Below are 25,580 nucleotides of genomic sequence, written 5' to 3' on the forward strand. Positions count from 1 at the left end.
ACCGGACCATGCAAACTCGTGACGATATTTTCAACACCCTGCGCGATGCCTTGGTGGAACTGTTTGAACTGCCGCCGGAACGCGTCACCCTCGACGCCAACCTGTACCAGGACCTGGAAATCGACAGCATCGATGCCGTGGACCTGATCGACCATATCAAGCGCCAGACCGGCAAGAAGATCGCTGCCGAAGAGTTCAAGGCCGTGCGCACCGTGAACGACGTGGTTGAGGCGGTGTACCGTCTGGTCCAACCCGCCGCATGAGCCGGCTGATCGGCCTTGGCCTGTTGTTGGCGGGGCTGCTGTACCCCTTTGCGGTGTATTACGGCACCGAGCACTTTGCGCCGTGGCAGTTCGGGTTGCTGCTGGGCAGCCTGTGGCTGCTCCGCGCGTTTACCGGTGCCCACCGCCCCGGCAGCCGCTGGATGGCGGTGGCAGTGATCGTGTTTTGCCTGGCCCTGGCCTGGTTCGATAACCCGCACCTGTTGCGCTGGTACCCGAGCCTGGTCAGTGCGTTCATGTTGGCGCTGTTCGGCCTCAGCCTGAAATACGGCCCGCCGATGGTAGAGCGCCTGGCGCGCATGACCGACCCGGTACTGCCGCCAAACGCGATTGTGTATACGCGCCAGGTCACCGTGGTGTGGTGCGTGTTTTTTCTGTGTAATGGCCTGCTCGCCGCTGCCCTCACCCTATGGGCGCCGTTGAGCTGGTGGACGTTGTACAACGGCTTGATCGCCTACGGGCTGATGGGGCTGTTGTTTGCCGTGGAATGGCTGGTACGACAAAGGGTTCGAGGCCGCGTATGAATGGGTTGAATCTTGAGCACCTGTTGCTCGAGCCGCTGGAACAGCGTTTGGTGACCACCGAACCTGCGATGAATCACGCCCAGCTGTGGGAACACTCCCTGAGCCTGGCGGCCGGGTTGCAAGCGCGTGGCATCCAGCGCCTGGCCCTGCACCTGGAAGACGCAGGCCTGCTGGCAATTGCACTGCTGGGCGCCTGGCGCGCCGGGGCCAGCGTGCTGCTGCCCGCCGATCTGCAACCCCAGACCCGCCAACGCTGGGACGCGGTTGTCGACGCCTGGCTGACTGAAGCGCCAGACCTGGAAGCGTTGTATCAAGCGCCGTTGAGCCCGGCCGCCCTCGACCTGGACACCTGCCAACTGAGCCTGTGCACCTCCGGTTCCAGCGGCGAACCCAAGCGTATCGACAAGACCCTGCGCCAACTGGCCAATGAGGTCCAGGCCCTGGAAGCGTTGTGGGGTGCAGACCTTAAAGACGCCTGCATCATCGGCAGCGTCGCCACCCAGCACATCTACGGTTTGCTGTTCCGCGTGCTGTGGCCGCTGTGCGCCGGGCGCAGCTTTGTGCGCCGCCAGTTGGCTTTTCCGGAAGACATGCAACGCGCCAGCCGCGAACACTCGCAATTCGCCTGGGTCGCCAGCCCGGCGCTGCTCAAGCGCATGGGCGACAACCTCGATTGGCCAGCGCTTAGCCAGGTATCGCGGGTGTTCTCGTCGGGCGGTGCCTTGCCCATCGAGGCGGCCAGCAGTCTTTACGAGCGCTTGCAGCAATGGCCGACAGAGATTCTCGGCAGCTCGGAAACCGGTGGCATCGCCTGGCGCCAGGGCGCGCAACCCTGGCAGCCGTTCGCCGATATACACCTGAGCCAGGATGCCGACGGTGCACTGCGCATCGCTTCGCCTTACTTGCCCGTCGGGCATATAGAGCAAACCGCTGACGCGGCGCGCATCCATGCCGATGGTCGCTTCGAGCTGCTCGGGCGCCTGGACCGTATCGTCAAGCTGGAAGAAAAACGCATCTCCCTGCCCATGCTCGAACAGGCGCTGATGGCCCACCCGTGGGTCGCCGAAACGCGCCTGGGCGTGGTGCAGGAAAACCGCGCCTCACTCGGCGCGCTGGTGGTGCTCAGTGCCGACGGCCTGCACGCCCTGCGCAACCAGGGCCGACGCACCGTCACCCAAACCCTGCGCCAACATTTGAGCCAGCATTGCGAAACCCTGGCGCTGCCGCGCCGCTGGCGGCTGCTGCGCCAGCTGCCGCTGAATGCCCAGGGCAAACTGCCCCAGGCCGATGTGGCCGCGTTGCTGCTGGCGCCCCGGCCAAAAGCACCGGAAGTGCTGGAGCAAATCGAAGTCGATGGCGAATGGACCGTGCAGATGATCATCCCGCCGGACCTGGCCTACTTCAGCGGGCACTTTCCGGTCACACCTGTGCTGCCCGGCGTGGTGCAAGTGGAATGGGCTTTCAACCTGGGCCAGCAACTGCTCGACCTGCCCGCGACCTTTGCCGGCATGGAAGTGCTCAAGTTCCAGCAACTGGTACGCCCCGGCGATCGCATCGAACTGCACCTGCGCTTCGACCAGGAACGCAGCAAGTTGTATTTCGCCTATCGCAACGGCGTCGCGGCCTGCTCCAGCGGCCGGATCCAATTGGAAGCCGCCCATGCATAACCCCTGCGCCCTGATCCCGGTCTACAACCACGAGGCCGCTGTGCCCGCCGTGGTCCACAGCCTGTTGAGCAGCGGCCTGCCGTGCCTGTTGGTCGACGACGGCAGCAGCCCAGCCTGCGCAGCGGTACTGGCGCAATTGGCGGACCTGGATAACGTCACCCTGCTGACCCTGCCGAACAATCAAGGCAAAGGCGGCGCGGTGATGGCCGGGTTTCGCGAAGCGGCACGCCTGGGCTTCAGCCACGCCTTGCAGGTCGACGCCGACGGCCAGCACGACCTGCGTGAAGTCGAGACGTTTATCGACGCGTCCCGCAGGCAGCCCAACGCAATCATCTGCGGCTACCCCGAATACGACGAAAGCGTGCCCAAAGGCCGTTTGTACGCGCGTTACCTGACCCACGTGTGGGTGTGGATCAACACCCTGTCGCTGCAGATCCGCGACTCGATGTGCGGCTTTCGTGTGTATCCGCTGGCCCCGGTGCTGGCCCTGATGGACTCCGCCTACATCGGCACGCACATGGACTTCGACTCCGACATCCTGGTGCGCCTGGCCTGGCGTAACCAGCCGATGCGCTGGCTGCCGACCCAGGTGCATTACCCTGCCGACGGCCTGTCGCACTTCCGCCTGTTCCGCGACAACGTACGCATCAGCGCCATGCACACCCGACTGTTCTTCGGCATGCTGGTGCGTGCACCGCTGATCCTGTGGCGACGGTGGCAGGCATGAGTGACAGCACCAAGCACTGGGCCGACCGCGAAGAGCGCGGCAGCTACTGGCTGATGAAATTCACCGCCCTCGCCGCCAAGGTCCTCGGCCGCCGCCTGCTGAGCCCGGTGCTGTACGGCATCGTGTTGTACTTCTTCCTGTTCGGCCGCACCGCGCGCCAGAGCGCCTGGCAATACCAGCAGCGCCTGGCCGACTGGAGCGGGCGCGACGAACTGCGCCCCAGCCAGCGCAAAGTCTTCGCCCAGTTCATGGCCTTCGCCGACGCCCTGCTCGACAAACTCGACGTGTGGAACGGCAAGCTGCGCCTGGAACAAATCGAGATTAACGACCCGGCGAAACTGCGCGGGCAACTGCGCGGCGAGCGCGGCCAGATGCTGGTCGGCGCACATTTGGGCAACCTCGAAGTGTGCCGCGCGCTGGCGGAAATCGGCGAAAAGGTCACCATGAACGTGCTGGTGCACACCAAGCACGCCGAACGCTTCAACCGCCTGCTGGGCGAAGCCGGTGCCACCCACTTGCGCCTGATCCAGGTCAGCGAGCTGGACCCTGCCACCATGCTGCTGCTCAGCCAGCGCCTGGACGACGGCGAGTGGCTGGCGATTGCCGGCGACCGCGTGCCCTTGCATGGCGGGCGCACGGTGCGCGTGGATTTCCTCGGCTATGACGCGGCCTTCCCCCAAGGCCCGTGGCTGCTGGCGGGCCTGCTGAAATGCCCGGTCAACCTGCTGATGTGCCTGAAACACCAGGGCCGCTATCGCCTGACCATCGAGCCCTTCGCGCAATTGATCGAATGGAAACGCAGCACCCGCGAGCAGGTCATCGCCCTGTGGACCGCGCGCTACGCCGCACGCCTGGGCCAGTTCTGCCTGGAAGCGCCCCAACAATGGTTCAACTTTTACCCTTTCTGGAAGACCGATGACGACGCATCTTGAGCCGGTAACCTTTGGCGAACGCCCCCTGCGCATCGAAGACGTGCTGGCCCTGGCCAACCGTCAGGTGCCTACCCAGCTGCAAAGCGATGCCGCGTATCGCCAACGCATTGCCAAGGGCGCGCAGTTCCTCGACTCGCTGCTGGACAAGGAAGGCGTGATCTACGGCGTAACCACCGGCTACGGTGACTCCTGCGTGGTCGCGGTGCCGTTGCAACATGTCGAGGCCCTGCCCCGTCACCTGTACACCTTCCACGGTTGCGGCCTGGGCAAGTTGCTCGACGCCCAAGCCACCCGTGCGGTGCTGGCGGCGCGCTTGCAGTCGTTGTGCCACGGTGTCTCCGGGGTGCGCGTGGAACTGCTGGAGCGCCTGCATGGGTTCCTCGAACACGACGTGCTGCCGCTGATCCCGGAAGAAGGCTCGGTGGGCGCCAGCGGTGACCTGACGCCGTTGTCCTACGTGGCCGCGACCCTGTCCGGCGAGCGCGAAGTGCTGTTCCGGGGAGAGCGTCGCCTGGCCGCCGACGTGCACCGCGAACTCGGCTGGGAGCCGCTGGTACTGCGTCCCAAGGAAGCCCTGGCGCTGATGAACGGCACCGCGGTGATGACCGGCATCGCTTGCCTGGCCTTTGCCCGTGCCGACTACCTGCTGCAACTGGCCACACGCATCACCGCGCTGAACGTGGTGGCGCTGCAAGGCAATCCGGAACACTTCGACGAGCGTCTGTTCGCCGCCAAGCCACATCCGGGGCAGATGCAAGTCGCCGCCTGGCTGCGCAAGGACCTGGCGATCGACGCGCCGACCGCGCCGCTGCATCGCCTGCAGGATCGCTACTCGCTGCGCTGCGCGCCCCACGTCCTCGGCGTGCTGGCGGACAGCCTGAACTGGCTGCGCTCGTTTATCGAGATCGAGCTGAACAGCGCCAACGACAACCCGATCATCGACGCTGAGGAAGAGCGCGTGCTGCATGGCGGGCACTTCTACGGTGGGCATATCGCCTTTGCCATGGACAGCCTCAAGACCCTGGTGGCCAACGTCGCCGACCTGCTCGACCGCCAGCTCGCGCTGCTGGTGGATGTGCGCTACAACCACGGTCTGCCGAGCAACCTGTCCGGCGCGCCGGCTGACCGCGCGATGATCAACCATGGCTTCAAGGCCGTGCAGATCGGCACCAGCGCCTGGACCGCCGAAGCGCTGAAAAACACCATGCCGGCCAGCGTGTTCTCGCGCTCCACCGAGTGCCACAACCAGGACAAGGTGAGCATGGGCACCATCTCCGCCCGCGATGCGATCCGCGTGCTGGAACTGACCGAACAGGTCGCCGCCGCCACTCTGCTCGCCGCCAACCAGGGCGTGTGGCTGCGTGCCCAGGCCGACGACGCACGGCCGTTGCCACCGGCGCTGGCGGCCATGCATGCAGAGCTGGCCCAGGACTTCCCGCCGGTCATCGAAGACCGCGCCCTCGAAGGCGAACTGCGCCTGTGCCTGCAACGCATCGCCGAGCAACACTGGAGGCTGCATGCGTAGCCCTGGCGTATTGCACAGCGACACCGAAATCCTCGTGCCGTTTTTTGACGTCGACACCATGAACGTCGTCTGGCACGGGCATTACGTGAAGTACCTGGAAGTCGCACGCTGCGCGCTGCTGGACAAGATCGGCCACAACTACACGGCGATGCTCGAAGCCGGCTACGCCTGGCCGGTGATCGACATGCAACTGCGCTATGTGCGCGGTGCGGTGTTCGGCCAGACGATCAACGTTCGCGCTAGCCTGGTGGAGTGGGAGAACCGTTTGAAGGTCAACTACCTGATCACCGACCTGGCCAGCGGCGAGCGCCTGACCCGCGCCAGCACTGTGCAGGTAGCGGTGGAAATCGCCAGTCGCGAGATGCAGCTGGCGTCCCCCAAAGTATTCACCGACGCCGTCGACAGGGCCTTGTCATGAAACTGATCACCTTCCTCGGCGCGTTGCTGCTGTCGCTTCAAGCCCAGGCCTTCGACCTGCAACAACTCAGCGACCAGTTGGCCAAACCCTCAGTGATCCACGGCAGCTTCACCCAGGAAAAACACCTGCGTGCGCTGCCGCAACCGTTGGTCAGCAAGGGCACCTTCGTCCTGGCCAAGGACCACGGCCTCCTGTGGCTGCTGAAAACCCCGCTGCAACAGGACTACCGCATCAGCGCCCAGGGCATCGCCCGCCGTGACGCCAACGGCTGGCAACTGCTGCCGAACAAGAGCGCCGGTGCCGAACAGAACCGTCTGTTCCTCGCCGTGCTCCAGGGCGACAGCAGCGGCTTGCAGCGTGACTTCGAGCTGCAACTGCAAGGCGAAGCCCGGCAATGGAAGCTCACGCTGATCCCGCGTTCACTGCTGCTCAAGCAGGTATTCACCCAGATCAATATCGACGGCGGTGAGCTGGTACACACCATCGAACTGCTGGAAACCCAAGGCGACAGCACCGTACTGCGCATGCAGGACAGCACCGCCGGCCAGCCATTGAGCGACGCGGAGCAACACGACTTTGCCCAGTGAGCGTCTATTGCCGCGCCTGTTCCTGATCCTGCTGGTGGCCGTGCTGGCCCTGGCCGGTTGGCAGTGGCGCCACGGCGCACCGCTGTCGGCCAACCTGATGGAGCTGGTGCCGGGCAGCACGCCGGACGCCTTGGAGTTGCAAGCCGAACAGCGCATGCAGGAGCCGCTCAACCGCGAAATACTGGTGTTGGTGGGGCACGCCGATCGCCAGCAAGCGGTGGCCGTGGCGCAGCAATTGGGCGAACGCTGGCAGGCCAGCGGCTTGTTCGAGAAGGTCCAATGGAACCTGCAAGCCGACCTGCCGGCGCTGCGTGAGCAGTTGCTGCGCGGGCGGCTGGCGATGCTCTCGGCCAAGGACCGTGAACAACTGATCGACCACCCCGACGCGTTCATCCAGCAACGGGTGCAGTCACTGTTCGACCCCTTTACCGGCTTCAGCCTGGTGCCGAGCCAGGACGACTGGCTCGGCCTGACCGGGCGCATCCAGAACAGCCAGCCGCAACACGGCTCGGTGCAACTGGACATCGGCAGCGGCGCCTTGATCGCCGATGCCGACGGCAAGAGCTGGGTGCTGCTGCGCGCACGCACCACCGGCAATGCCTTCGACATGAAACTGCCGCTGCAAGTGGCGGATTTGCTCCAGGCCAGCCGCACGCAGGCCAGTGAACACGGCGCGCAATTGCTCGCCGCCAGCGGTTTGCTTTACGCGGCGAACGGCCAGCAGCAGGCCACGCGGGAAATTACCTGGGTTGGCGGTGGCGCCACCGTCGGCATCCTGCTGTTGCTGTTGCTGGCGTTCCGCCGCTGGCGAGTGCTGCTGGCGTTTGTGCCGGTGCTGGTGGGCATGCTGTTTGGTGCCGTCGCTTGCGTGGCGCTGTTCGGCCATATGCATGTGATGACCCTGGTGCTCGGCTCCAGCCTGATCGGCGTCGCGGTGGATTACCCGCTGCACTACCTGTCGAAAAGCTGGAGCATGACCCCCTGGCGCAGTTGGCCGGCATTGCGCCTGACGCTGCCAGGGCTGAGCCTGAGCCTGGCCACCAGTTGCATCGGCTACCTGGCGCTGGCCTGGACGCCGTTTCCGGCCTTGACGCAAATCGCGGTGTTCTCCGCCGCGGGTCTGATCGGCGCCTACCTGTCAGCGGTGTGCCTGCTGCCGGCACTGCTCAAGGGTGTCGAACTGCGCCCGGCACAATGGCCGCTGCGCATTGCCGAGTGCCTGTGGCTGGTGCGGGCTTCCTTGCTCAAGCGCGTGCCGAGCCCATTTTTGCTGGCGTGGGTACTGTTGTTCTGCGCCGGTGGCCTGTGGCAGCTGAACAGCAAAAACGATATTCGCCAGTGGATCGGCGCGCCGCCGCTGTTGCTGCAAGAGGCGCAGGCGGTGGCACGCATTACCGGTTTCCAGCCCACCAGCCAGTTTTTCCTGATACGTGCGGATAACCAGCCGCAGTTGCTGGAGCGGCAAGCCGCCCTGGGCCAACGCCTGGACCAACTGGTGAATATGGACAAGCTCCAGGGTTACCTGGCGCTCAACCAACTGGTCAGCCTGCCCGCCGAACAACAGCAACTGCGCGATGCCCTGAGCGCACTTCCACACCATTGGCAGCCACTGTTGGACCTCGGCGTGCCCGCCAGCGCCCTGCAAGCCGAAGTCGCGCAACTGCAAGCGCTACCTACCGAAGACATCGACGCTGCGCTGGTGGGGCCGTTGGCCGAACCCTGGCGCACGCTGTGGCTCGGCCCGGTGGACGGCGGTGTGGCGGCCATGGTCAGCCTGCAGGGCTTGAACAACCCGGCGCTGCTGCGAGTGCAGGCCGTGGATCTGCCCGGCGTGCAGTTGGTGGATCGCCTCGGTGATTTGAACCGTGTATTCGCCGACACGCAGATCAGCGCCGCCGAATTGAAGTTGATGTCGTGCGTGCTGATCGTGCTGTTACTGATCCTGCCGTTCGGTTTTAGCGGTGCCTTGCGCATCGTCGCCCTGCCGTTGCTGGCGGCGCTGTGCAGCCTGGCCAGCCTGGGTTGGCTGGGCCAGCCGTTGACCCTGTTCAGCCTGTTCGGGTTGCTGCTGGTCACGGCCATCAGTGTCGACTATGCGATTTTGATGCGCGAACAGATCGGCGGCCCTGCTGTCAGCCTTTTAGGCACACTGCTGGCGGCACTGACAACCTGGTTGTCATTCGGCCTGCTGGCGGTGTCCAGCACCCCCGCAGTGAGTAATTTCGGCCTGTCGGTCAGCCTGGGCCTGGCATTCAGCTTTATGCTGGCGCCCTGGGCCGGCCAACGGAAACATGCCTCATGAATGTAGTTATCGCCAAAGCGGCAAGGAGCCCTCGTGCCCATAGTTGAAATGGAACGTCGCCAGGTGGTGGTGATTGGTGCCGGGCCATCCGGCGCGATTGCCGCCGCGCTGTTGAAGCGCAAAGGGCATGATGTATTGATCATCGAGCGCCAGCATTTTCCGCGCTTCTCGATCGGTGAAAGCCTGCTGTCGCACTGCATCGATTTCATCGAGGAAGCCGGCATGCTCGACGCCGTGCAGGCCGCGGGTTTCCAGGTAAAAACCGGTGCCGCGTTTGCCTGGGGCGAGCGTTACAGCGCATTTGATTTCGGTGACACCTTCAGCAACGGCAAGCCGACCACCTTCCAGGTGCAGCGCGGCGAGTTCGACAAGTTGCTGGCCGATCAGGCAGCCCAGCAAGGCGTCGACATCCGCTACGGCGAAACCATCGTCGGCGTGGATTTCTCCGGTGAGTGCCGCTACCTGCATGTGCGCCGCGAGAACGGCAGCGAGTACCACATCAAGGCCAAGTTCGTGCTCGATGCCAGCGGCTACGGCCGTGTGCTGCCGCGCCTGCTCGACCTGGAGGCACCGTCGAATTTCCCGCTGCGCCAGGCGGTGTTCACCCACGTTGAAGACCGCATCGAACACCCAGGCTTCGACCGCACCAAGATCCTGATAACCACACACCCTACGAAGCGCGACATCTGGTTCTGGACCATCCCGTTCAGCAACGGTCGCTGCTCGGTGGGCGTGGTTGCGGCCAAGGAGCATTTCGACGGTCGCGACGCTGACCTCGACGCCTGCCTGCGCGGCTTTATCGACGAAACCCCGAGCTTGTCCGGCGTGCTGCATAACGCCGTATGGGACACGCCAGCGCGCACCATCGGCGGCTACTCGGCCAACGTCAAAACCCTGCACGGCCCGGGCTTTGCGCTGCTGGGCAATGCGGCGGAATTCCTCGACCCGGTGTTCTCCTCCGGTGTGACCATCGCCATGCGTTCGGCGAGCATGGCCGCTGGCGTGCTGCATCGTCAGTTCAAAGGCGAGACCGTAGACTGGCAAACCGAGTTTGCCGAGCCGCTCAAGCGCGGTGTCGACACCTTCCGCTGCTACGTCGAAGGCTGGTACGCCGGTACGTTCCAGGATGTGATTTTCCACGCCGGCAGCTCACCGGAAATTCGCCGGATGATCAGCTCGATCCTCGCTGGCTATGCATGGGACGAGCGCAACCCCTTCGTCAGTGAGCCCAAGCGGCGGTTGCGGATGTTGTCGGAAATTTGTGCAGGGGATCCCGCGTGAGCAGTCGGTACTTAAGTAAGAACTATGTTGAGGAAACCAAGTTCGGCTTCTGGTTCCTACGCAGCCACACGTGGCAGCACCATGTGTTGCGCGTGGCGATCAATGACTTGCGCAGCCGCTTCAGCGAACCCCTGCCCGAGGCCCCGGTGTTGCTGGACGCCGGTTGCGGCCAGGGCAAATCCTTCAAGTTGCTGCAGCAGGTGTTTGCGCCTTCACGCCTGATCGGCCTGGATGCCGACCCGCACAGCCTGGAACTGAGCCGCCAGGAAGCCGCTCGTCAAGGCCTGGACGTCGAGCTGATCGGCAGTGACTGCGCCACCCTGGACGTGCCGGATGCCAGTGTCGACATCCTGTTCTGTCACCAGACCTTCCATCATCTGGTCGAACAGCAACGTGCGTTGAGCGAGTTCTATCGGGTGCTCAAGCCTGGCGGTTACCTGTTGTTTGCCGAATCCACCGAAGCCTATATCGACACCTGGGTGATCCGCTGGCTGTTCCGCCACCCGATGCACGTGCAAAAAAGCGCCGAAGAATACCTGGAGATGCTCCGCGAGCAAGGCTTCACCTTCGGCCCGCAGAACATCTCGTACCCGTACCTGTGGTGGAGCCGCTCCAGCGACTTCGGCCTGTTGGAACGCTGGGGGTTGCGCAAGGCGCCGCCGGTGGGCCAACGCGAAGAAACCCTGGTCAACTGCGTGGCGCGCAAACCCCTGGCGAGCACCGCACCATGATCCGCCTGCTGTTGATGGGTTGCCTGTTGCTGCTGAGTGCCTGCGCCAGCCAGCCGCCGCTGCCTGAAAAAACCCCGGCCCTGACCCTGCCGCTGCAATTGCATGTGCAGCGCCTGGAAGGCGGCCAGAGCCAGGACTGGCTGCTGGTGATCCAACGCGAAGGCGCTGGCATTCGCTGGTCGATGATGGACCCGCTGGGCATCCCCCAGGCTCGGCAAAAACTGATCGATGGCCAGTGGCAGGCCGATGGTCTGCTGCCGCCCAATCCTCAGGCGCGTGAGCTGTTTGCCGCCCTGTTGTTTGCCTTGAGCTCGGCGGATGAGGTGCGCGCACTCTATCCCGGCGCCCAGGCGATGGACCTCACGCGCACCCTGCCGGGCCATTGGCAAATCGCCTATCAATCCTCAGAGGTGTTCAGCGTGAACATGGCAGGCCAGCCCCTGAGCTACCGTATTACGCCACTCGGTGCCGCCCGATGACCGCCTACCTCAACGCCCTCGGCGTGATCTGCGCCCTCGGTCGGAACCCGGCTGAAGTCAGCCGCAGCCTGTTTGCCGGTGATTGCTCAGGCATGCGCGCTGAAAGTGGCTGGGTGCCGGAGCGCATATTGCCGGTGGCGGGTGTGCACGGCGAGTTGGCGATTATCCCGGTGGAGCTCGGCCAGCAGAGCAGCCGCAACAATCAGTTGCTGCTGGAAGCGGCGTTGCAGATCGAAAGCGAGATTCGCCAGGCCATCCACACCTACGGCGCCTCACGGGTCGGCATTGTGCTGGGCACCAGCACCTCGGGCATCGATGAAGCCAGCCGCGGCATCGCCCAGTATTTACGCGACAAGCACTTCCCCGGCGACTATGACTACCAGCAACAGGAACTCAGCGCGCCGGCGAATTTCCTCGCCGACTGGCTGCAACTGAGCGGCCCGGCCTATGTGATCTCCACCGCCTGTACGTCCAGCGCCCGCGCGCTGATGAGCGCCCAGCGCCTGCTCGACCTAGGGGTATGCGATGCGGTGATCTGCGGCGGCGTGGACAGCCTGTGCAAGCTGACCCTCAACGGCTTCAGCGCGTTGGAAGCAGTGTCCAACGAGCGCTGCAATCCATTTTCGGTGAACCGCAACGGCATCAATATCGGTGAAGCGGCGGTGCTGTTTGTGATGAGCAAAGCCCCTGGGCCCATTGCCCTGCTGGGCTGCGGTGCAAGTAGCGATGCGCACCATATCTCCGCGCCGGAACCCACCGGCAAAGGCGCGTTGCAAGCGATGCGCAAGGCGCTGGCCAGCGCGAAGCTTGCACCCGAGCAGATCGGCTACCTGAACCTGCACGGCACCGCCACCCAACACAACGACGCCATGGAAAGCCTGGCCGTCGCCAGCCTGTTCCCCAAAGGCGTGGCCTGCTCGTCGACCAAACCCATGAGCGGCCACACCCTGGGCGCGGCCGGTGCGCTGGAAGCCGCGTTCTGTTGGCTGAGCCTGGCCCACGGCCGGGTGCCGCCCCATGTGTGGGACGGCCAGGCCGACCCCACGCTGCCCGCCTTGCAATGGGCTCTCAGCGACGAAACCCTGGATAAACCCTTCCTGATGAGCAACTCGTTTGCCTTCGGCGGTAACAACGTCAGCCTGATAATCGGAGCCGCCCCATGACCGATTGGCCACTCGCCGAACTGTTGCCCCACGCGGGCGACATGATCCTGATCGACCAGGTGCTGTCGTTCGATGAAGAGCAGATCCACACCCGCCTCACCGTCAAGCCGGTCGGCCTGTTCAATCGCCCTGACGGCAGCCTGCCGGCCTGGGTCGGTATCGAGCTGATGGCACAAAGCGTCGCCGCCTACGCCGGCTGTCGCGCCCGTCAAAAGGGTGAAGAGGTGGAACTGGGCTTCCTGCTCGGCACACGCAAGTTCGAGTGCAACGTGGAACACTTCCCGGCCGGCGCCGAGTTGAACATCCACGGCCTGCGCTCCCTGGAAGACGACAACGGCATGGGTGTGTTCGAATGCCACTTGAGCGGTGACGGTATCCAGGCCAGCGCGCGCCTGAACGTATTTCGACCGCCCCAGGCGGCCAACTATTTAGATGACTCGAAGGACGAAACGCCATGACTGAATCCGTACTGGTCACCGGCTCCAGCCGTGGCATCGGCCGCGCCATTGCCCTGCGCCTGGCCCAGGCCGGGCATGACATCGTGCTGCATTGCCGCAGCGGGCGGGCCGAAGCCTGCGCGGTACAGCTCGAGATTCAAGCCTTGGGCCGCCAGGCGCGGGTGCTGCAATTCGATGTGGCCGACCGCGCCGCGTGCAAGGAAATCCTTGAAGCCGACGTGGAGCAACACGGCGCTTATTACGGCGTGGTGCTCAACGCCGGCCTGACCCGCGACGGCGCCTTCCCGGCCTTGTCGGAAGACGATTGGGACGTGGTGATGCGCACCAACCTCGATGGTTTCTACAACGTGCTGCACCCGGTGATGATGCCGATGATTCGGCGTCGCGCGGCCGGGCGTATCGTCTGCATCACCTCGGTCTCGGGACTGATCGGCAACCGTGGCCAGGTCAACTACAGCGCCTCCAAGGCCGGCCTGATCGGTGCGGCCAAGGCGTTGGCCATCGAGCTGGGCAAGCGCAAGATCACCGTCAACTGCGTTGCGCCCGGCTTGATCGACACCGCCATGCTGGATGAAAACGTACCAGTGGAAGAACTGATGAAGATGATCCCGGCGCAACGCATGGGCACCCCGGAAGAAGTCGCCAGTGCGGTGAATTTCCTGATGTCGGCCGAAGCCGGCTATATCACGCGCCAGGTCCTGGCCGTGAATGGAGGCCTGTGCTGATGAAGCGCGTCGTCGTCACCGGCATGGCCGGCGTGACCTCCCTGGGCAGCGACTGGGACACCATCGCCGCCAACTTTCGCGCCAACCGCAGCGGCATCCGGCGCATGGACGAGTGGGATCGCTTTACCGAATTGAACACGCGCCTGGCCGGGCCGATCGATGATTTCGTCGTGCCCGCCCACTGGACGCGCAAGCAGCTGCGCAGCATGGGCCGCGTCTCGCGCCTGGCGGTATGGGCCGCGGAGCAGGCGTTGCAGGACGCAGGTTTACTCGGTGACGAGTCGATCAAGGACGGGCGCATGGGCGTCGCTTGCGGTTCATCCACCGGCAGCACCGACGAGATCAAGGCGTTCGGCAATATGCTGCTGAACTCGGTGGCCGAGGGGCTCAATGCCAATTCCTACGTGCGCATGATGCCGCACACCACGGCGGCGAATATCAGCATTTTCTTTGGCCTCACTGGGCGGCTGATCCCCACGTCCAGCGCGTGCACCAGTGGCAGCCAGGGCATCGGCTACGCCTATGAGGCGATCAAGTTCGGTCGCCTGCCGTTGATGCTCGCCGGCGGCGCCGAGGAGCTGTGCCCCACCGAAGCCATGGTGTTTGATGCGCTCTACGCCACCAGCCTGAAGAACGATGCGCCGCAGACCAGCCCGCGCCCCTACGACAGCGGCCGCGATGGCCTGGTGATCGGCGAAGGCGGCGGCATGCTGGTGCTCGAAGAGCTGGACCACGCACTGGCGCGGGGTGCGCATATCCATGCCGAGATCGTCGGCTTTGGCAGCAATGCCGACGGCCAGCACACCACCCGCCCGGAACAGAAAACCATGCGCCGCGCCATGGAACTGGCCCTGGAAGATGCGGGCCTGGAGCCTGTCGCCATCGGCTACGTCAACGGCCACGGCACCGCCACCGACCAGGGCGACATCGCCGAAACCCAGGCCACCAGCAGCCTGTTCGGCAGCCGCATGCCCATCAGCTCGCAGAAAAGCTTCCTCGGTCACACCTTGGGCGCCTGCGGGGCGCTGGAGTCATGGTTCAGCATCGAGATGATGAACCGCGACCAGTACGTGCACACCTTCAACCTGGATTCCGTCGACCCGCAATGCGGCGCGCTGGATTACCTGCAGGGTGAATTTCGCGAGATGCACCACGACTACGTGATGAACAACAACTTTGCCTTTGGCGGCGTCAATACGTCGCTGATCTTCCGCCGCTGGTCCTGACTTTTTAATGATTGGAGAATACGGAATGTCTTCCTTACTACGCGCTACGCTGATCACCCTGGCCCTGCTGACCACCGCCGGCTGTACCAGCAAACCGATCCTCAACACCCAGCACGACCTGCCGGCCGATGCCCAGGTCAGCGAAGAAAAAATGAAAACGGTGATCGTCAACGCCCTGCAAAAACGCGAGTGGACGGTGCAACGCCTGAGCCCGCAGCTGGTTCAGGCCGAGATCACCGTGCGCAACCAGTACTACGCGGCCATCGACATCCGCTACACCCGCAACAGCTACGCCATCACCTACCGCGACAGCCGCCAGCTGGGCTACAAGGACGGCAAGATCCATCGCAACTACAACCGTTGGGTGAACAATCTGGACAGCGACATCATGGCGGGATTGCGCAGCAATGGCGTGAGTGGTGAGGCAGGGTCGGCGGCGCAGTTGTTCGAGCAGACGGGCACCTCAAAGTAAAACCAAGGCCAGGCATAACCTCTGTGGCGAGCGGGCTTGTCGAATCGTCGCACCGCCCGCGTTGGGCTGCGTAGCAGCCCCATTAAGATCACCGCGTTTTTTCAGGCAGATCACAGCGTCAGATTTGGGGCTGCTGCGCAGCCCAACGCGGGGCAAGCCCGCTCGCCACCAACAACTCCACAAACGCCTTCGCCATCGGCGTTTGTGCGCCTTTGCGCTGCACCAGCCATACCGCCGTCACCGCCTCCTGATCCAGCAACGTGCGATAGACCACACCATCGATCCGTATCCGTTGATAGGACGCCGGCAACACCGACACGCCCAAGCCCGCCGCCACCAAACCGATAATGGTCATCGCCTCCCCCGCTTCCTGGGCGAAGTGCGGGCTGAAGCCGGCATCGCGGGCCAGGTTCAGCAGTTGGGCATACAGGCCACTGCCGTAAGTGCGCGGGAAAAACACAAACGGCTCCTGCGCCAGTTGCGCCAAGTGCAGGCCGCTCTCGCTGCCCTCCACCAACGGATGACCGGCATTCAACACAGCGACCAGCGGTTCACGCATCAGCTCGATGACGGTCAATGAATCCGGCAACGGCAACGGGCGCATCAGCCCAACCTGAATCGACTCATCCACCAGCGATTCGGCCACTTCGGTGCTGCTCATTTCCTGCAGGTTCAGGTGCACGGCCGGGAAGGCCTGGCGAAACGCAAAGATCGCCTGCGGGATGCTGGAGTTGAACGGCGCCGACGAGGTGAAGCCGATCTTCAACTCGCCCAGTTCACCCAACTGTGCACGGCGGGCCACATCCGCCGCCTTGTCGACCTGGGCCAGTACCAGCCGCGCCTCGTGCAGGAACAGGCGCCCGGCCTCGCTCAGCTCGACCCGACGATTGGTACGCTCGAATAACCGAGCGCCCACCTCCTGCTCCAGCGCCTGGATCTGCTGGCTCAGCGGCGGTTGCGAGATGCCCAGCACCTGCGCGGCGCGGCCGAAGTGCAGCTCTTCGGCGACGGCGATGAAGTACCGCAGGTGACGTAATTCCATACCAGCCTCATTAGGTCGTAAAAGCTATCAAACAGGTCGAACAATATATTGGAAAGAATCATTAGCCAGCTATATTCTTTTTCACATTGCCGGTCCTGGCACGCCCTTCCTCCCCGAGGTCCCCGTGAAATCTGCTGTCGCTCCATACGCTCAAGAAGTCCCACCCACCGCACTGGATGAGGTAGTGGCGCAGCTCAACGACGCGTATATCGAAAAAGGCACGCCGATGTTCATGCGCACGGTGCTGGCATTGTTCTCCGGCGGTTTCGCCACGTTCGCCCTGCTGTATTGCGTGCAACCGATGATGCCGGCACTGTCCCACGAGTTCTCGATCAATGCGGCGCAGAGCAGTCTGATCCTGTCGGTGTCCACGGCGATGCTGGCGCTGGGTCTACTGATTACCGGGCCGATTTCCGACACCCTGGGGCGCAAGCCGGTGATGGTCGCCGCGTTGTTCTGCGCCGCGCTGGCGACCATTGCCAGTGGCTTGATGCCGTCCTGGGAAGGGATCCTGCTGATGCGTGCGCTGGTGGGCCTGTCCTTGAGCGGCCTGGCTGCCGTGGCGATGACTTACCTGAGCGAAGAGATCCACCCCCAGCACATCGGCCTGGCCATGGGCCTGTACATCGGCGGCAACGCCATCGGGGGCATGAGCGGGCGCCTGATCATCGGCGTACTGATCGACTTCGTCAGCTGGCACACCGCAATGCTGATCATCGGCGCCCTGGCGCTGATTGCCGCCACGGTGTTCTGGAAGATCCTCCCCGAATCGCGCAACTTCCGCGCCAGCAGCCTCAAGCCGCGCAGCCTGGTAGATGGCTTCGTCATGCACTTCAAGGACGCCGGCCTGCCGTGGCTGTTCCTTGAAGCCTTCCTGCTAATGGGCGCGTTCGTGACGATGTTCAACTACATCGGCTATCGCCTGCTGGCGGACCCGTACGATCTGAGCCAGGCCGTGGTGGGCCTGCTGTCACTGGTGTACCTCTCGGGCATCTACAGCTCGGCGAAAGTCGGCTCCCTGGCCGACCGCCTCGGCCGCCGCCGCGTGCTGTGGGCCACCATTGTGCTGATGCTCGCCGGCATGGCCCTGACTCTGTTCACCCCGCTGTGGCTGGTGGTGCCGGGCATGCTGATCTTCACCTTCGGCTTCTTTGGCGCCCACTCGGTGGCCAGCAGCTGGATCGGGCGCCGCGCAGTGAAAGCCAAGGGGCAGGCGTCGTCGCTGTATCTGTTTTGCTATTACGTGGGATCGAGCATCGCCGGCACCGCGGGCGGGTTCTTCTGGCACTTCGGTGGATGGAACGGCATCGGCGCTTTTATCGTGGCGCTGTTGATAGGTGCGTTGCTGGTGGCGTTGAAGCTGGCGAAGTTGCCACCGTTGGGGCGAACAGCAGCTTGAAGTACTGCTGAAAAAACCGCTTCACAGCGTTTTTTTCGCAACAGGCTTGCGCTTCATCCGTTGACCTCAAACAAAAACGCCCGGCATAAGCCGGGCGTTTTTTATTGGGCTGCAATTACTCGTGATACTGCGCCGACAACTCATGCACCGCACGCAGGAACGCGCCGGCATGCTCCGGGTTCACTTCCGGAGTGATGCCATGGCCGAGGTTGAACACGTGGCCGCTGCCTTTGCCGTAGCTGGCCAGGATGCGACCGACTTCGGTGCGGATCGCTTCCGGCTTTGCGTACAGCACGGTCGGGTCCATGTTGCCTTGCAGCGCGACCTTGTCACCGACACGACGACGGGCGTCGCCAATGTCACAGGTCCAGTCCAGGCCCAATGCATCTGCGCCAGCATCGGCGATGCTTTCCAGCCACAGGCCACCGCCCTTGGTGAACATGATGACCGGCACTTTACGGCCTTCGTGTTCACGGATCAGGCCGCTGACGATCTTGCGCATGTAGGCCAGGGAGAACTCCTGGTACGCCGCCGCCGACAGGTTGCCGCCCCAGGTATCGAAGATCTGTACGGCTTGCGCACCGGCCATGATCTGCCCGTTGAGGTAGGACGTGACCGACTGGGCCAGCTTGTCCAGCAACAGGTGCATGGCCTGCGGGTTGTCGTAGAGCATGGCCTTGGTCTTGCGGAAGTCTTTCGACGAGCCGCCTTCGACCATGTAGGTGGCCAGGGTCCATGGGCTGCCGGAGAAGCCGATCAGCGGCACGCGGCCGTTCAGCTCGCGGCGGATGGTGCTCACGGCGTCCATCACGTAGCCGAGGTCTTTGTGTGGATCGGGGATCGGCAGGGCTTCGATATCGGCCAGGGTGCTGACGACTTTCTTGAAACGCGGGCCTTCGCCGGTCTCGAAGTACAGGCCTTGGCCCATGGCGTCAGGGATGGTGAGGATGTCGGAGAAGAGGATGGCCGCGTCCAGTTGAGGGTAGCGGTCCAGTGGCTGCATCGTGACTTCGCAGGCGAACTCCGGGTTCATGCACAGGCTCATGAAGTCGCCGGCGTGGGCGCGACTGGCGCGGTATTCCGGCAGGTAGCGACCGGCTTGACGCATCATCCACACGGGGGTGACGTCCACGGGTTGCTTGAGCAGGGCACGAAGGAAACGGTCGTTCTTGAGGGCAGTCATGTCGGCATCCGCAAAAAAAGTGCGGGCATTTTCTCAGAGCGCGACGCAAAAGGCACGGCAAGAGCGGTGCCTTTTGTCTATCGGGTTGATTTACGACAATATCTTGAACCTTCGCAAATCAAATGTGGGAGGGGGCTTGCCCCCGATTGCAGTGTGTCAGTCTCAGAATCTGTCACTGAACCACCGCTATCGGGGGCAAGCCCCCTCCCACATTTTGAGCCCATTTCAACCTGGGATCAGGGTTAGACGTTCAGGTAGTCCAGGATCCCTTCGGCGGCATTGCGGCCTTCGAAGATCGCCGTCACCACCAGGTCAGACCCGCGCACCATGTCGCCACCGGCGAAGATTTTCGGGTTGCTGGTCTGGTGCTTGTACTGGCCTTGTTCCGGGGCCACGACACGGCCCTGGCTGTCGGTCTGGATCTCGAACTGCTCGAACCACGGCGCCGGGCTTGGACGGAAACCGAAGGCGATGACCACGGCGTCGGCCGGGATGATCTCTTCGGAGCCCGGGATCGGCTCGGGGCTGCGACGGCCACGGGCGTCCGGTTCGCCGAGACGGGTCTCGACCACCTTCACGCCTTCGACGCGGTCTTCGCCAACGATGGCGATCGGCTGGCGGTTGTAGAGGAACTTCACGCCTTCTTCCTTGGCGTTCTTCACCTCTTTGCGCGAACCGGGCATGTTGGCTTCGTCACGACGATACGCACAGGTCACCGACTTGGCGCCCTGGCGGATCGAGGTACGGTTGCAGTCCATCGCGGTGTCGCCACCGCCGAGTACTACGACCTTCTTGCCTTTCATGTCGACGAAATCTTCCGGCGACTTTTCAAAGCCCAAGTTGCGGTTGACGTTGGCAATCAGGAAATCCAGCGCGTCATATACGCCCGGCAGGTCTTCACCGGCAAAGCCACCCTTCATGTAGGTGTAGGTGCCCATGCCCATGAACACGGCATCGTATTCGGCGAGCAGTTGCTCCATGGTCACGTCTTTGCCGATTTCGGTGTTCAGGCGGAACTCGATGCCCATGCCGGTGAACACTTCACGACGGTTGCTCAGTACGGTTTTTTCCAGCTTGAACTCGGGGATGCCGAAGGTCAGCAGGCCGCCGATTTCCGGGTTCTTGTCGAACACCACCGGGGTCACGCCACCACGCACCAGCACGTCGGCACAGCCCAGGCCCGCCGGGCCCGCACCGATGATCGCCACACGCTTGCCGGTCGGCTTGACCTTGGACATGTCCGGACGCCAGCCCATGGCGAACGCGGTGTCGGTGATGTACTTCTCCACCGAACCGATGGTCACCGCGCCGAAGCCGTCGTTAAGGGTGCACGCGCCCTCGCACAGACGGTCCTGCGGGCACACCCGGCCGCAGACTTCCGGCAGGGTGTTGGTCTGGTGCGACAGCTCAGCGGCGGCGAGGATGTTGCCCTCGGCCACCAGCTTGAGCCAGTTGGGAATGAAGTTGTGCACCGGGCACTTCCATTCGCAATACGGGTTACCGCAACCCAGGCAGCGGTGGGCCTGATCGGCCGAATGCTGGGGTTTGAAGGGCTCGTAGATTTCCACGAACTCTTTCTTGCGTTGACGCAACAGTTTCTTCTTCGGATCTTTGCGCCCGACATCGATGAACTGGAAGTCGTTATTCAGACGTTCAGCCATGTTAAAACCTCATCAAACTCTTCAGGCGCATATCACTGCGGGTTGGCACGGATGCTGGAAAGCAACGATTTCAGGTTGGCAGCCTTGGGCTTGACCAGCCAGAAACGACGCAGGTAATCATCGAGGTTTTCGGCGAGGTTACGACCCCATTCGCTGCCGGTCTCCTCGACGTACTCGTCCAGCACGTGCTGCAAGTGGTTCCGGTAGGACTCCATGGCTTCGCCGCTGATCCGCTGGATCTCGACCAACTCGTGGTTGACCCGGTCGACGAAGGTGTTGTCCTGGTCGAGCACGTAGGCGAAACCGCCGGTCATGCCCGAACCGAAGTTGTAACCGGTCTTGCCCAATACCGCGACAAAGCCCCCAGTCATGTACTCGCAGCAGTGATCGCCAGTGCCTTCCACCACGGTGTGGGCACCGGAGTTACGCACGGCGAAACGCTCACCGGCCGTACCCGCGGCGAACAGCTTGCCACCGGTGGCGCCGTACAAGCAGGTGTTACCGATGATGGCACTGTCCTGGGTCTTGTAGACGCTGCCCTTGGGCGGAACGATGACCAGCTTGCCGCCGGTCATGCCCTTGCCTACGTAGTCGTTGGCGTCGCCTTCCAGGTACATGTGCAGGCCGCCGGCGTTCCAGACGCCGAAGCTCTGGCCCGCAGTGCCTTTAAAGCGGAAGGTGATTGGCGCCTTCGCCATGCCCTGGTTGCCGTGCTTGCGTGCGATTTCGCCGGAGATGCGTGCGCCGATGGAACGGTCGCAGTTGCAGATATCCAGGGCGAATTCGCCACCGCTGGCGTCGTTGATCGAGGAACCGGCCATTTCGACCATTCTCTCGGCCAGCAGGCCTTTGTCGAACGGCGGGTTGCGATCCACCTGGCAGAATTGTGGCTTGTCTGCCGGGATGTGATCGCTGCCCAACAATGGAGTCAGGTCCAGGTGCTGTTGCTTGGCGGTCTGGCCTTCGAGGATGTCCAGCAGATCGGTGCGACCGATCAGCTCCTCCAACGAACGCACGCCCAGCTTGGCCAGCCACTCACGGGTTTCTTCGGCGACGTAGGTGAAGAAATTCACCACCATGTCGACGGTGCCGATGTAGTGATCCTTGCGCAGCTTCTCGTTCTGAGTGGCGACGCCGGTGGCGCAGTTGTTCAGGTGGCAGATGCGCAGGTATTTGCAGCCCAGGGCGATCATCGGCGCGGTGCCGAAACCGAAACTCTCGGCGCCGAGGATGGCGGCCTTGATCACGTCGAGGCCGGTTTTCAGGCCGCCGTCGGTCTGCACCCGCACTTTGCCGCGCAGGTCGTTGCCGCGCAAAGTCTGGTGGGTTTCCGCCAGGCCCAGTTCCCACGGCGCGCCGGCGTACTTGATCGAGGTCAGCGGCGATGCGCCAGTGCCGCCGTCGTAGCCGGAGATGGTGATCAGGTCGGCATAGGCCTTGGCCACGCCGGCGGCGATGGTGCCCACGCCCGCTTCTGCTACCAGTTTCACCGAGACCAGGGCCTGCGGGTTGACTTGTTTCAGGTCGAAAATCAGCTGCGACAAATCTTCAATCGAGTAGATGTCGTGGTGCGGCGGTGGCGAAATCAGGGTCACGCCGGGTACCGCATAACGCAGCTTGGCGATCAGACCGTTGACCTTGCCGCCCGGCAGCTGGCCGCCCTCACCGGGCTTGGCGCCCTGGGCAACCTTGATCTGCAGCACTTCGGCGTTGACCAGGTATTCCGGGGTCACGCCGAAACGGCCAGTGGCAACCTGCTTGATTTTCGAGCTCTTGATGGTGCCGTAGCGCGCCGGGTCTTCACCGCCTTCGCCGGAGTTGGAACGCGCACCCAGGCGGTTCATGGCTTCGGCCAGGGCTTCGTGGGCCTCAGGCGACAAGGCGCCCAGGGAAATACCGGCAGAGTCGAAGCGCTTGAGGATCGATTCCAGCGGTTCGATTTCGCTGATGGCCAACGGCGTGTCCAGGGTCTTCACCTTGAGCAGGTCACGGATCATCGACACCGGGCGGTTATCCACCAGCGCGGTGTATTCCTTGAACTTGGCGTAGTCGCCCTGCTGCACGGCGGCTTGCAGGGTGCTCACCACGTCCGGGTTGTAGGCGTGATATTCGCCACCGTGCACGAACTTGAGCAGGCCACCTTGCTGGATCGGCTTGCGCGCGCTCCAGGCTTCAGCGGCCAGGGCTTTCTGTTCGGCTTCGATGTCGACGAAACGCGCACCCTTGATGCGGCTCGGCACGCCACGGAAGCTTAGCTCGCAAACTTCTTCCGACAGGCCGATGGCTTCGAACAGCTGCGCGCCACGGTAGGAGGTGACGGTGGAGATGCCCATCTTCGACAGGATCTTCAGCAGGCCTTTGGTGATGCCCTTGCGGTAGTTCTTGAACACCTCGTAGAGGTCGCCCAGTACTTCACCGGTACGGATCAGGTCACCCAGCACTTCATAGGCGAGGAACGGGTACACCGCCGAGGCGCCGAAGCCGATCAACACCGCAAAGTGGTGCGGGTCGCGGGCGGTGGCCGTTTCCACGAGAATGTTGGAATCGCAGCGCAGGCCTTTTTCGGTCAGGCGGTGATGCACCGCGCCGGTGGCCAGCGAAGCGTGGATCGGCAACTTGCCTGGAGCGATATGACGGTCGGTCAGCACGATCTGGGTACGACCGGCGCGCACGGCTTCTTCGGCCTGGTCGGCGACGTTGCGCACAGCGGCTTCAAGGCCGAGGCTCTCGTCGTAGTTCAGGTCGATGATCTGGCGGTCGAAACCCGGGCGCTCCAGGGTCATCAGCGAACGCCACTTGGCCGGAGACACGACCGGCGAGCTGAGGATCACGCGGGAGGCATGCTCAGGCGACTCCTGGAAGATGTTGCGCTCGGCACCGAGGCAGACTTCCAGGGACATCACGATGGCTTCGCGCAGCGGGTCGATCGGTGGGTTGGTCACCTGGGCGAACTGCTGGCGGAAATAGTCGTACGGCGTACGCACGCGCTGGGACAGCACGGCCATCGGCGTGTCGTCGCCCATGGAACCGACGGCCTCGTAGCCTTGCTCGCCGAGTGGACGCAGCACCTGGTCGCGCTCTTCGAACGTGACCTGGTACATCTTCATGTACTGCTTGAGTTGGTCGATGTCGTAGAAAGCCGAACCGTGGTCGTTGTCTTCCATGGTCGCCTGGATGCGCAGGGCGTTCTTGCGCAGCCATTGCTTGTACGGGTGACGGGACTTCAAGCGGTTGTCGATCGCATCGGTGTCGAGGATCTGCCCGGTTTCGGTGTCGACGGCGAGGATCTGGCCAGGGCCTACGCGGCCCTTGGCGATCACGTCTTCAGGCTTGTAGTCCCACACGCCGATTTCCGACGCCAGGGTGATGAAACCGTTGGTGGTGGTGACCCAACGTGCCGGGCGCAGACCGTTACGGTCGAGCAGGCACACCGCGTAGCGACCGTCGGTCATGACCACGCCGGCCGGGCCGTCCCACGGTTCCATGTGCATCGAGTTGTACTCATAGAACGCCCGCAGATCGGGGTCCATGGTCTCGACGTTCTGCCACGCAGGCGGAATGATCATGCGCACGCCACGGAACAGGTCGATGCCGCCGGTGACCATCAGTTCGAGCATGTTGTCCATGCTGGAGGAGTCGGAACCCACGCGGTTGACCAACGGGCCGAGCTCTTCCAGGTCCATCAAATCGTTGGCGAACTTGGTGCGACGGGCCACGGCCCAGTTGCGGTTGCCGGTGATGGTGTTGATCTCGCCGTTGTGGGCGAGGAAGCGGAATGGCTGGGCCAGCGGCCATTTCGGCAAGGTGTTGGTGGAGAAGCGTTGGTGGAACACGCAAATGGCGGTTTGCAGGCGCTCATCGCTCAGGTCTGGATAGAAGGCGGTCAAGTCCGCCGGCATCATCAGGCCTTTATAAATGATGGTCTTGTGGGAAAAGCTGCAGATGTAGTGGTCGGCATCCGCCGCGTTGGACACGGACGAGCGACGACGGGACGTGAACAGCTTGATCGCCATGTCCTGGTCGCTCAGGCCGTCGCCTGCGATGAACACTTGTTCGATCTGCGGCAGGCGCTCCAGGGCCAGGCGGCCGAGCACGCTGGTGTCGATCGGCACTTTGCGCCAGCCGACCAGTTGCAGGCCGGCAGCGACGATCTCGCGGTTCATGTTCTCGCGAGCGGCTTCGGCTTTGACCGGGTCCTGGTTGAAAAACACCATGCCCACGGCGTACTGCTTGGGCAGGTCGACAGCGAAATGCTCTTTGGCGACTGCGCGCAGGAACTGGTCGGGCTTTTGAATCAGCAAGCCGCAACCGTCACCGGTCTTGCCGTCGGCGTTGATCCCACCGCGGTGGGTCATGCAGGTCAGGGCCTCGATGGCCGTTTGCAAAAGGGTATGACTGGGCTCGCCCTGCATATGGGCTATCAGGCCGAAACCGCAGTTATCCTTGAATTCATCGGGTTGGTACAGACCTGCTTTCATAGACACTTTCTCACCAGGCTGCCTCTTATATCGAGGCAAATTTCTTTTCAATTCAACCGGTTACCTTCCACGCCGAACGTACGCCGACTTAGCGGGGGCAAAAGGGAGGTCATTGTACACACCGACACAGACGCTCACAAATTTAGCGACGAAATGTCGCAAATCTATGTCGCATTTATGAAAGGTTTAAAGCGATATGCTGTGCTAGTCAAAACTTTTTTAATTCTGACCGCTACGACTCAAAAGCTACTGTAACGCAGACACCACAAAGCGCGCGGCCTGGAGGGGCTGCACGCCTTGCGATCTTTTTTGAGGTGCC

22 protein-coding genes are annotated in these 25,580 nt (G+C 63.2%); 18 read left to right on the forward strand and 4 right to left on the reverse strand.

What is annotated here, in order from left to right; all coding sequences use genetic code 11:
• The first annotated feature begins 8 nt into the window (after positions 1–8).
• Genes HCF10_RS11960 through HCF10_RS12040 form a run of 17 tightly spaced genes read left to right on the forward strand, consistent with a single transcriptional unit; the run spans position 9 to position 15,498 of the window.
• A complete protein-coding gene (locus tag HCF10_RS11960; RefSeq protein WP_003187949.1) occupies positions 9–263 on the forward strand; it encodes an acyl carrier protein in 255 nt (84 codons plus the stop codon).
• Complete coding sequence (locus HCF10_RS11965; protein ID WP_131696841.1) at positions 260–805, forward strand: hypothetical protein; 546 nt, start codon at positions 260–262, stop codon at positions 803–805. Before HCF10_RS11960 ends, HCF10_RS11965 begins: the two co-directional genes overlap by 4 nt.
• A complete protein-coding gene (locus HCF10_RS11970) occupies positions 802–2,472 on the forward strand; it encodes an acyl-CoA synthetase family protein (RefSeq protein WP_167655582.1) in 1,671 nt (556 codons plus the stop codon). The genes HCF10_RS11965 and HCF10_RS11970 overlap by 4 nt, the downstream gene beginning before the upstream one ends.
• On the forward strand, positions 2,465–3,199 hold the full coding sequence (locus HCF10_RS11975; protein WP_131696843.1) for a glycosyltransferase family 2 protein: 735 nt from the start codon (positions 2,465–2,467) through the stop codon (positions 3,197–3,199). Before HCF10_RS11970 ends, HCF10_RS11975 begins: the two co-directional genes overlap by 8 nt.
• On the forward strand, positions 3,196–4,131 hold the full coding sequence (locus HCF10_RS11980; protein ID WP_167655583.1) for an LpxL/LpxP family acyltransferase: 936 nt from the start codon (positions 3,196–3,198) through the stop codon (positions 4,129–4,131). The genes HCF10_RS11975 and HCF10_RS11980 overlap by 4 nt, the downstream gene beginning before the upstream one ends.
• Positions 4,115–5,656 carry an HAL/PAL/TAL family ammonia-lyase gene (locus HCF10_RS11985; protein WP_167655584.1) on the forward strand — a complete coding sequence of 514 codons (1,542 nt, stop codon included), beginning with the start codon at positions 4,115–4,117 and terminating at the stop codon, positions 5,654–5,656. The genes HCF10_RS11980 and HCF10_RS11985 overlap by 17 nt, the downstream gene beginning before the upstream one ends.
• Positions 5,649–6,074: an acyl-CoA thioesterase gene (locus HCF10_RS11990; RefSeq protein WP_131696846.1), complete on the forward strand. Its 426-nt coding sequence runs from the start codon at positions 5,649–5,651 to the stop codon at positions 6,072–6,074. The genes HCF10_RS11985 and HCF10_RS11990 overlap by 8 nt, the downstream gene beginning before the upstream one ends.
• Positions 6,071–6,661: an outer membrane lipoprotein carrier protein LolA gene (locus tag HCF10_RS11995; RefSeq protein WP_145335936.1), complete on the forward strand. Its 591-nt coding sequence runs from the start codon at positions 6,071–6,073 to the stop codon at positions 6,659–6,661. The genes HCF10_RS11990 and HCF10_RS11995 overlap by 4 nt, the downstream gene beginning before the upstream one ends.
• Complete coding sequence (locus HCF10_RS12000; protein WP_167655585.1) at positions 6,651–8,963, forward strand: MMPL family transporter; 2,313 nt, start codon at positions 6,651–6,653, stop codon at positions 8,961–8,963. Before HCF10_RS11995 ends, HCF10_RS12000 begins: the two co-directional genes overlap by 11 nt.
• A gap of 33 nt (positions 8,964–8,996) precedes the next feature.
• Positions 8,997–10,244 carry an NAD(P)/FAD-dependent oxidoreductase gene (locus tag HCF10_RS12005; protein ID WP_337782121.1) on the forward strand — a complete coding sequence of 416 codons (1,248 nt, stop codon included), beginning with the start codon at positions 8,997–8,999 and terminating at the stop codon, positions 10,242–10,244.
• Entirely contained in the window at positions 10,241–10,975 is a 735-nt protein-coding gene (locus HCF10_RS12010; protein ID WP_167655586.1) for a methyltransferase domain-containing protein, read from the forward strand. Before HCF10_RS12005 ends, HCF10_RS12010 begins: the two co-directional genes overlap by 4 nt.
• On the forward strand, positions 10,972–11,454 hold the full coding sequence (locus HCF10_RS12015; protein WP_167655587.1) for a hypothetical protein: 483 nt from the start codon (positions 10,972–10,974) through the stop codon (positions 11,452–11,454). Before HCF10_RS12010 ends, HCF10_RS12015 begins: the two co-directional genes overlap by 4 nt.
• Positions 11,451–12,617, forward strand: coding sequence for a beta-ketoacyl-[acyl-carrier-protein] synthase family protein (locus tag HCF10_RS12020; RefSeq protein WP_167655588.1), 1,167 nt, complete (start codon positions 11,451–11,453; stop codon positions 12,615–12,617). The genes HCF10_RS12015 and HCF10_RS12020 overlap by 4 nt, the downstream gene beginning before the upstream one ends.
• The gene (locus tag HCF10_RS12025) at positions 12,614–13,075 is read left to right on the forward strand and encodes an ApeP family dehydratase (protein ID WP_131696852.1); all 462 of its coding nucleotides are present in this window, start codon (positions 12,614–12,616) and stop codon (positions 13,073–13,075) included. Before HCF10_RS12020 ends, HCF10_RS12025 begins: the two co-directional genes overlap by 4 nt.
• Positions 13,072–13,800, forward strand: coding sequence for a 3-oxoacyl-ACP reductase FabG (fabG, locus tag HCF10_RS12030; RefSeq protein ID WP_145335929.1), 729 nt, complete (start codon positions 13,072–13,074; stop codon positions 13,798–13,800). The genes HCF10_RS12025 and fabG overlap by 4 nt, the downstream gene beginning before the upstream one ends.
• Entirely contained in the window at positions 13,800–15,026 is a 1,227-nt protein-coding gene (locus HCF10_RS12035; RefSeq protein WP_167655590.1) for a beta-ketoacyl-ACP synthase, read from the forward strand. Before fabG ends, HCF10_RS12035 begins: the two co-directional genes overlap by 1 nt.
• Before the next feature lie 25 nt (positions 15,027–15,051).
• On the forward strand, positions 15,052–15,498 hold the full coding sequence (locus HCF10_RS12040; RefSeq protein WP_131696855.1) for a hypothetical protein: 447 nt from the start codon (positions 15,052–15,054) through the stop codon (positions 15,496–15,498).
• 118 nt (positions 15,499–15,616) lie between these two features.
• Here HCF10_RS12040 and HCF10_RS12045 read toward each other — a convergent pair whose 3' ends face one another.
• Entirely contained in the window at positions 15,617–16,540 is a 924-nt protein-coding gene (locus HCF10_RS12045) for a LysR family transcriptional regulator (RefSeq protein WP_167655591.1), read from the reverse strand.
• A 172-nt stretch (positions 16,541–16,712) separates the two neighbouring features.
• Between HCF10_RS12045 and HCF10_RS12050 the strand changes: the two genes are divergently transcribed.
• Positions 16,713–17,939, forward strand: a complete 1,227-nt coding sequence (locus HCF10_RS12050; RefSeq protein WP_205885663.1) for an MFS transporter — start codon at positions 16,713–16,715, stop codon at positions 17,937–17,939.
• Positions 17,940–18,054: 115 nt separating this feature from the next.
• On the opposite strand, the gene hemE is transcribed toward HCF10_RS12050, so the two are convergent.
• From hemE to gltB, 3 genes are all read right to left on the reverse strand, one after another.
• Positions 18,055–19,122 carry a uroporphyrinogen decarboxylase gene (gene hemE / locus HCF10_RS12055; RefSeq protein ID WP_131696858.1) on the reverse strand — a complete coding sequence of 356 codons (1,068 nt, stop codon included), beginning with the start codon at positions 19,120–19,122 and terminating at the stop codon, positions 18,055–18,057.
• A 242-nt stretch (positions 19,123–19,364) separates the two neighbouring features.
• Positions 19,365–20,783: an FAD-dependent oxidoreductase gene (locus HCF10_RS12060; RefSeq protein ID WP_092489391.1), complete on the reverse strand. Its 1,419-nt coding sequence runs from the start codon at positions 20,781–20,783 to the stop codon at positions 19,365–19,367.
• 32 nt (positions 20,784–20,815) lie between these two features.
• Positions 20,816–25,261 carry a glutamate synthase large subunit gene (gltB, locus tag HCF10_RS12065; RefSeq protein WP_131696859.1) on the reverse strand — a complete coding sequence of 1,482 codons (4,446 nt, stop codon included), beginning with the start codon at positions 25,259–25,261 and terminating at the stop codon, positions 20,816–20,818.
• Positions 25,262–25,580: the final 319 nt, after the last annotated feature.

This window comes from Pseudomonas sp. B14(2022) (genome assembly GCF_012030485.1).
GTDB lineage: Bacteria > Pseudomonadota > Gammaproteobacteria > Pseudomonadales > Pseudomonadaceae > Aquipseudomonas.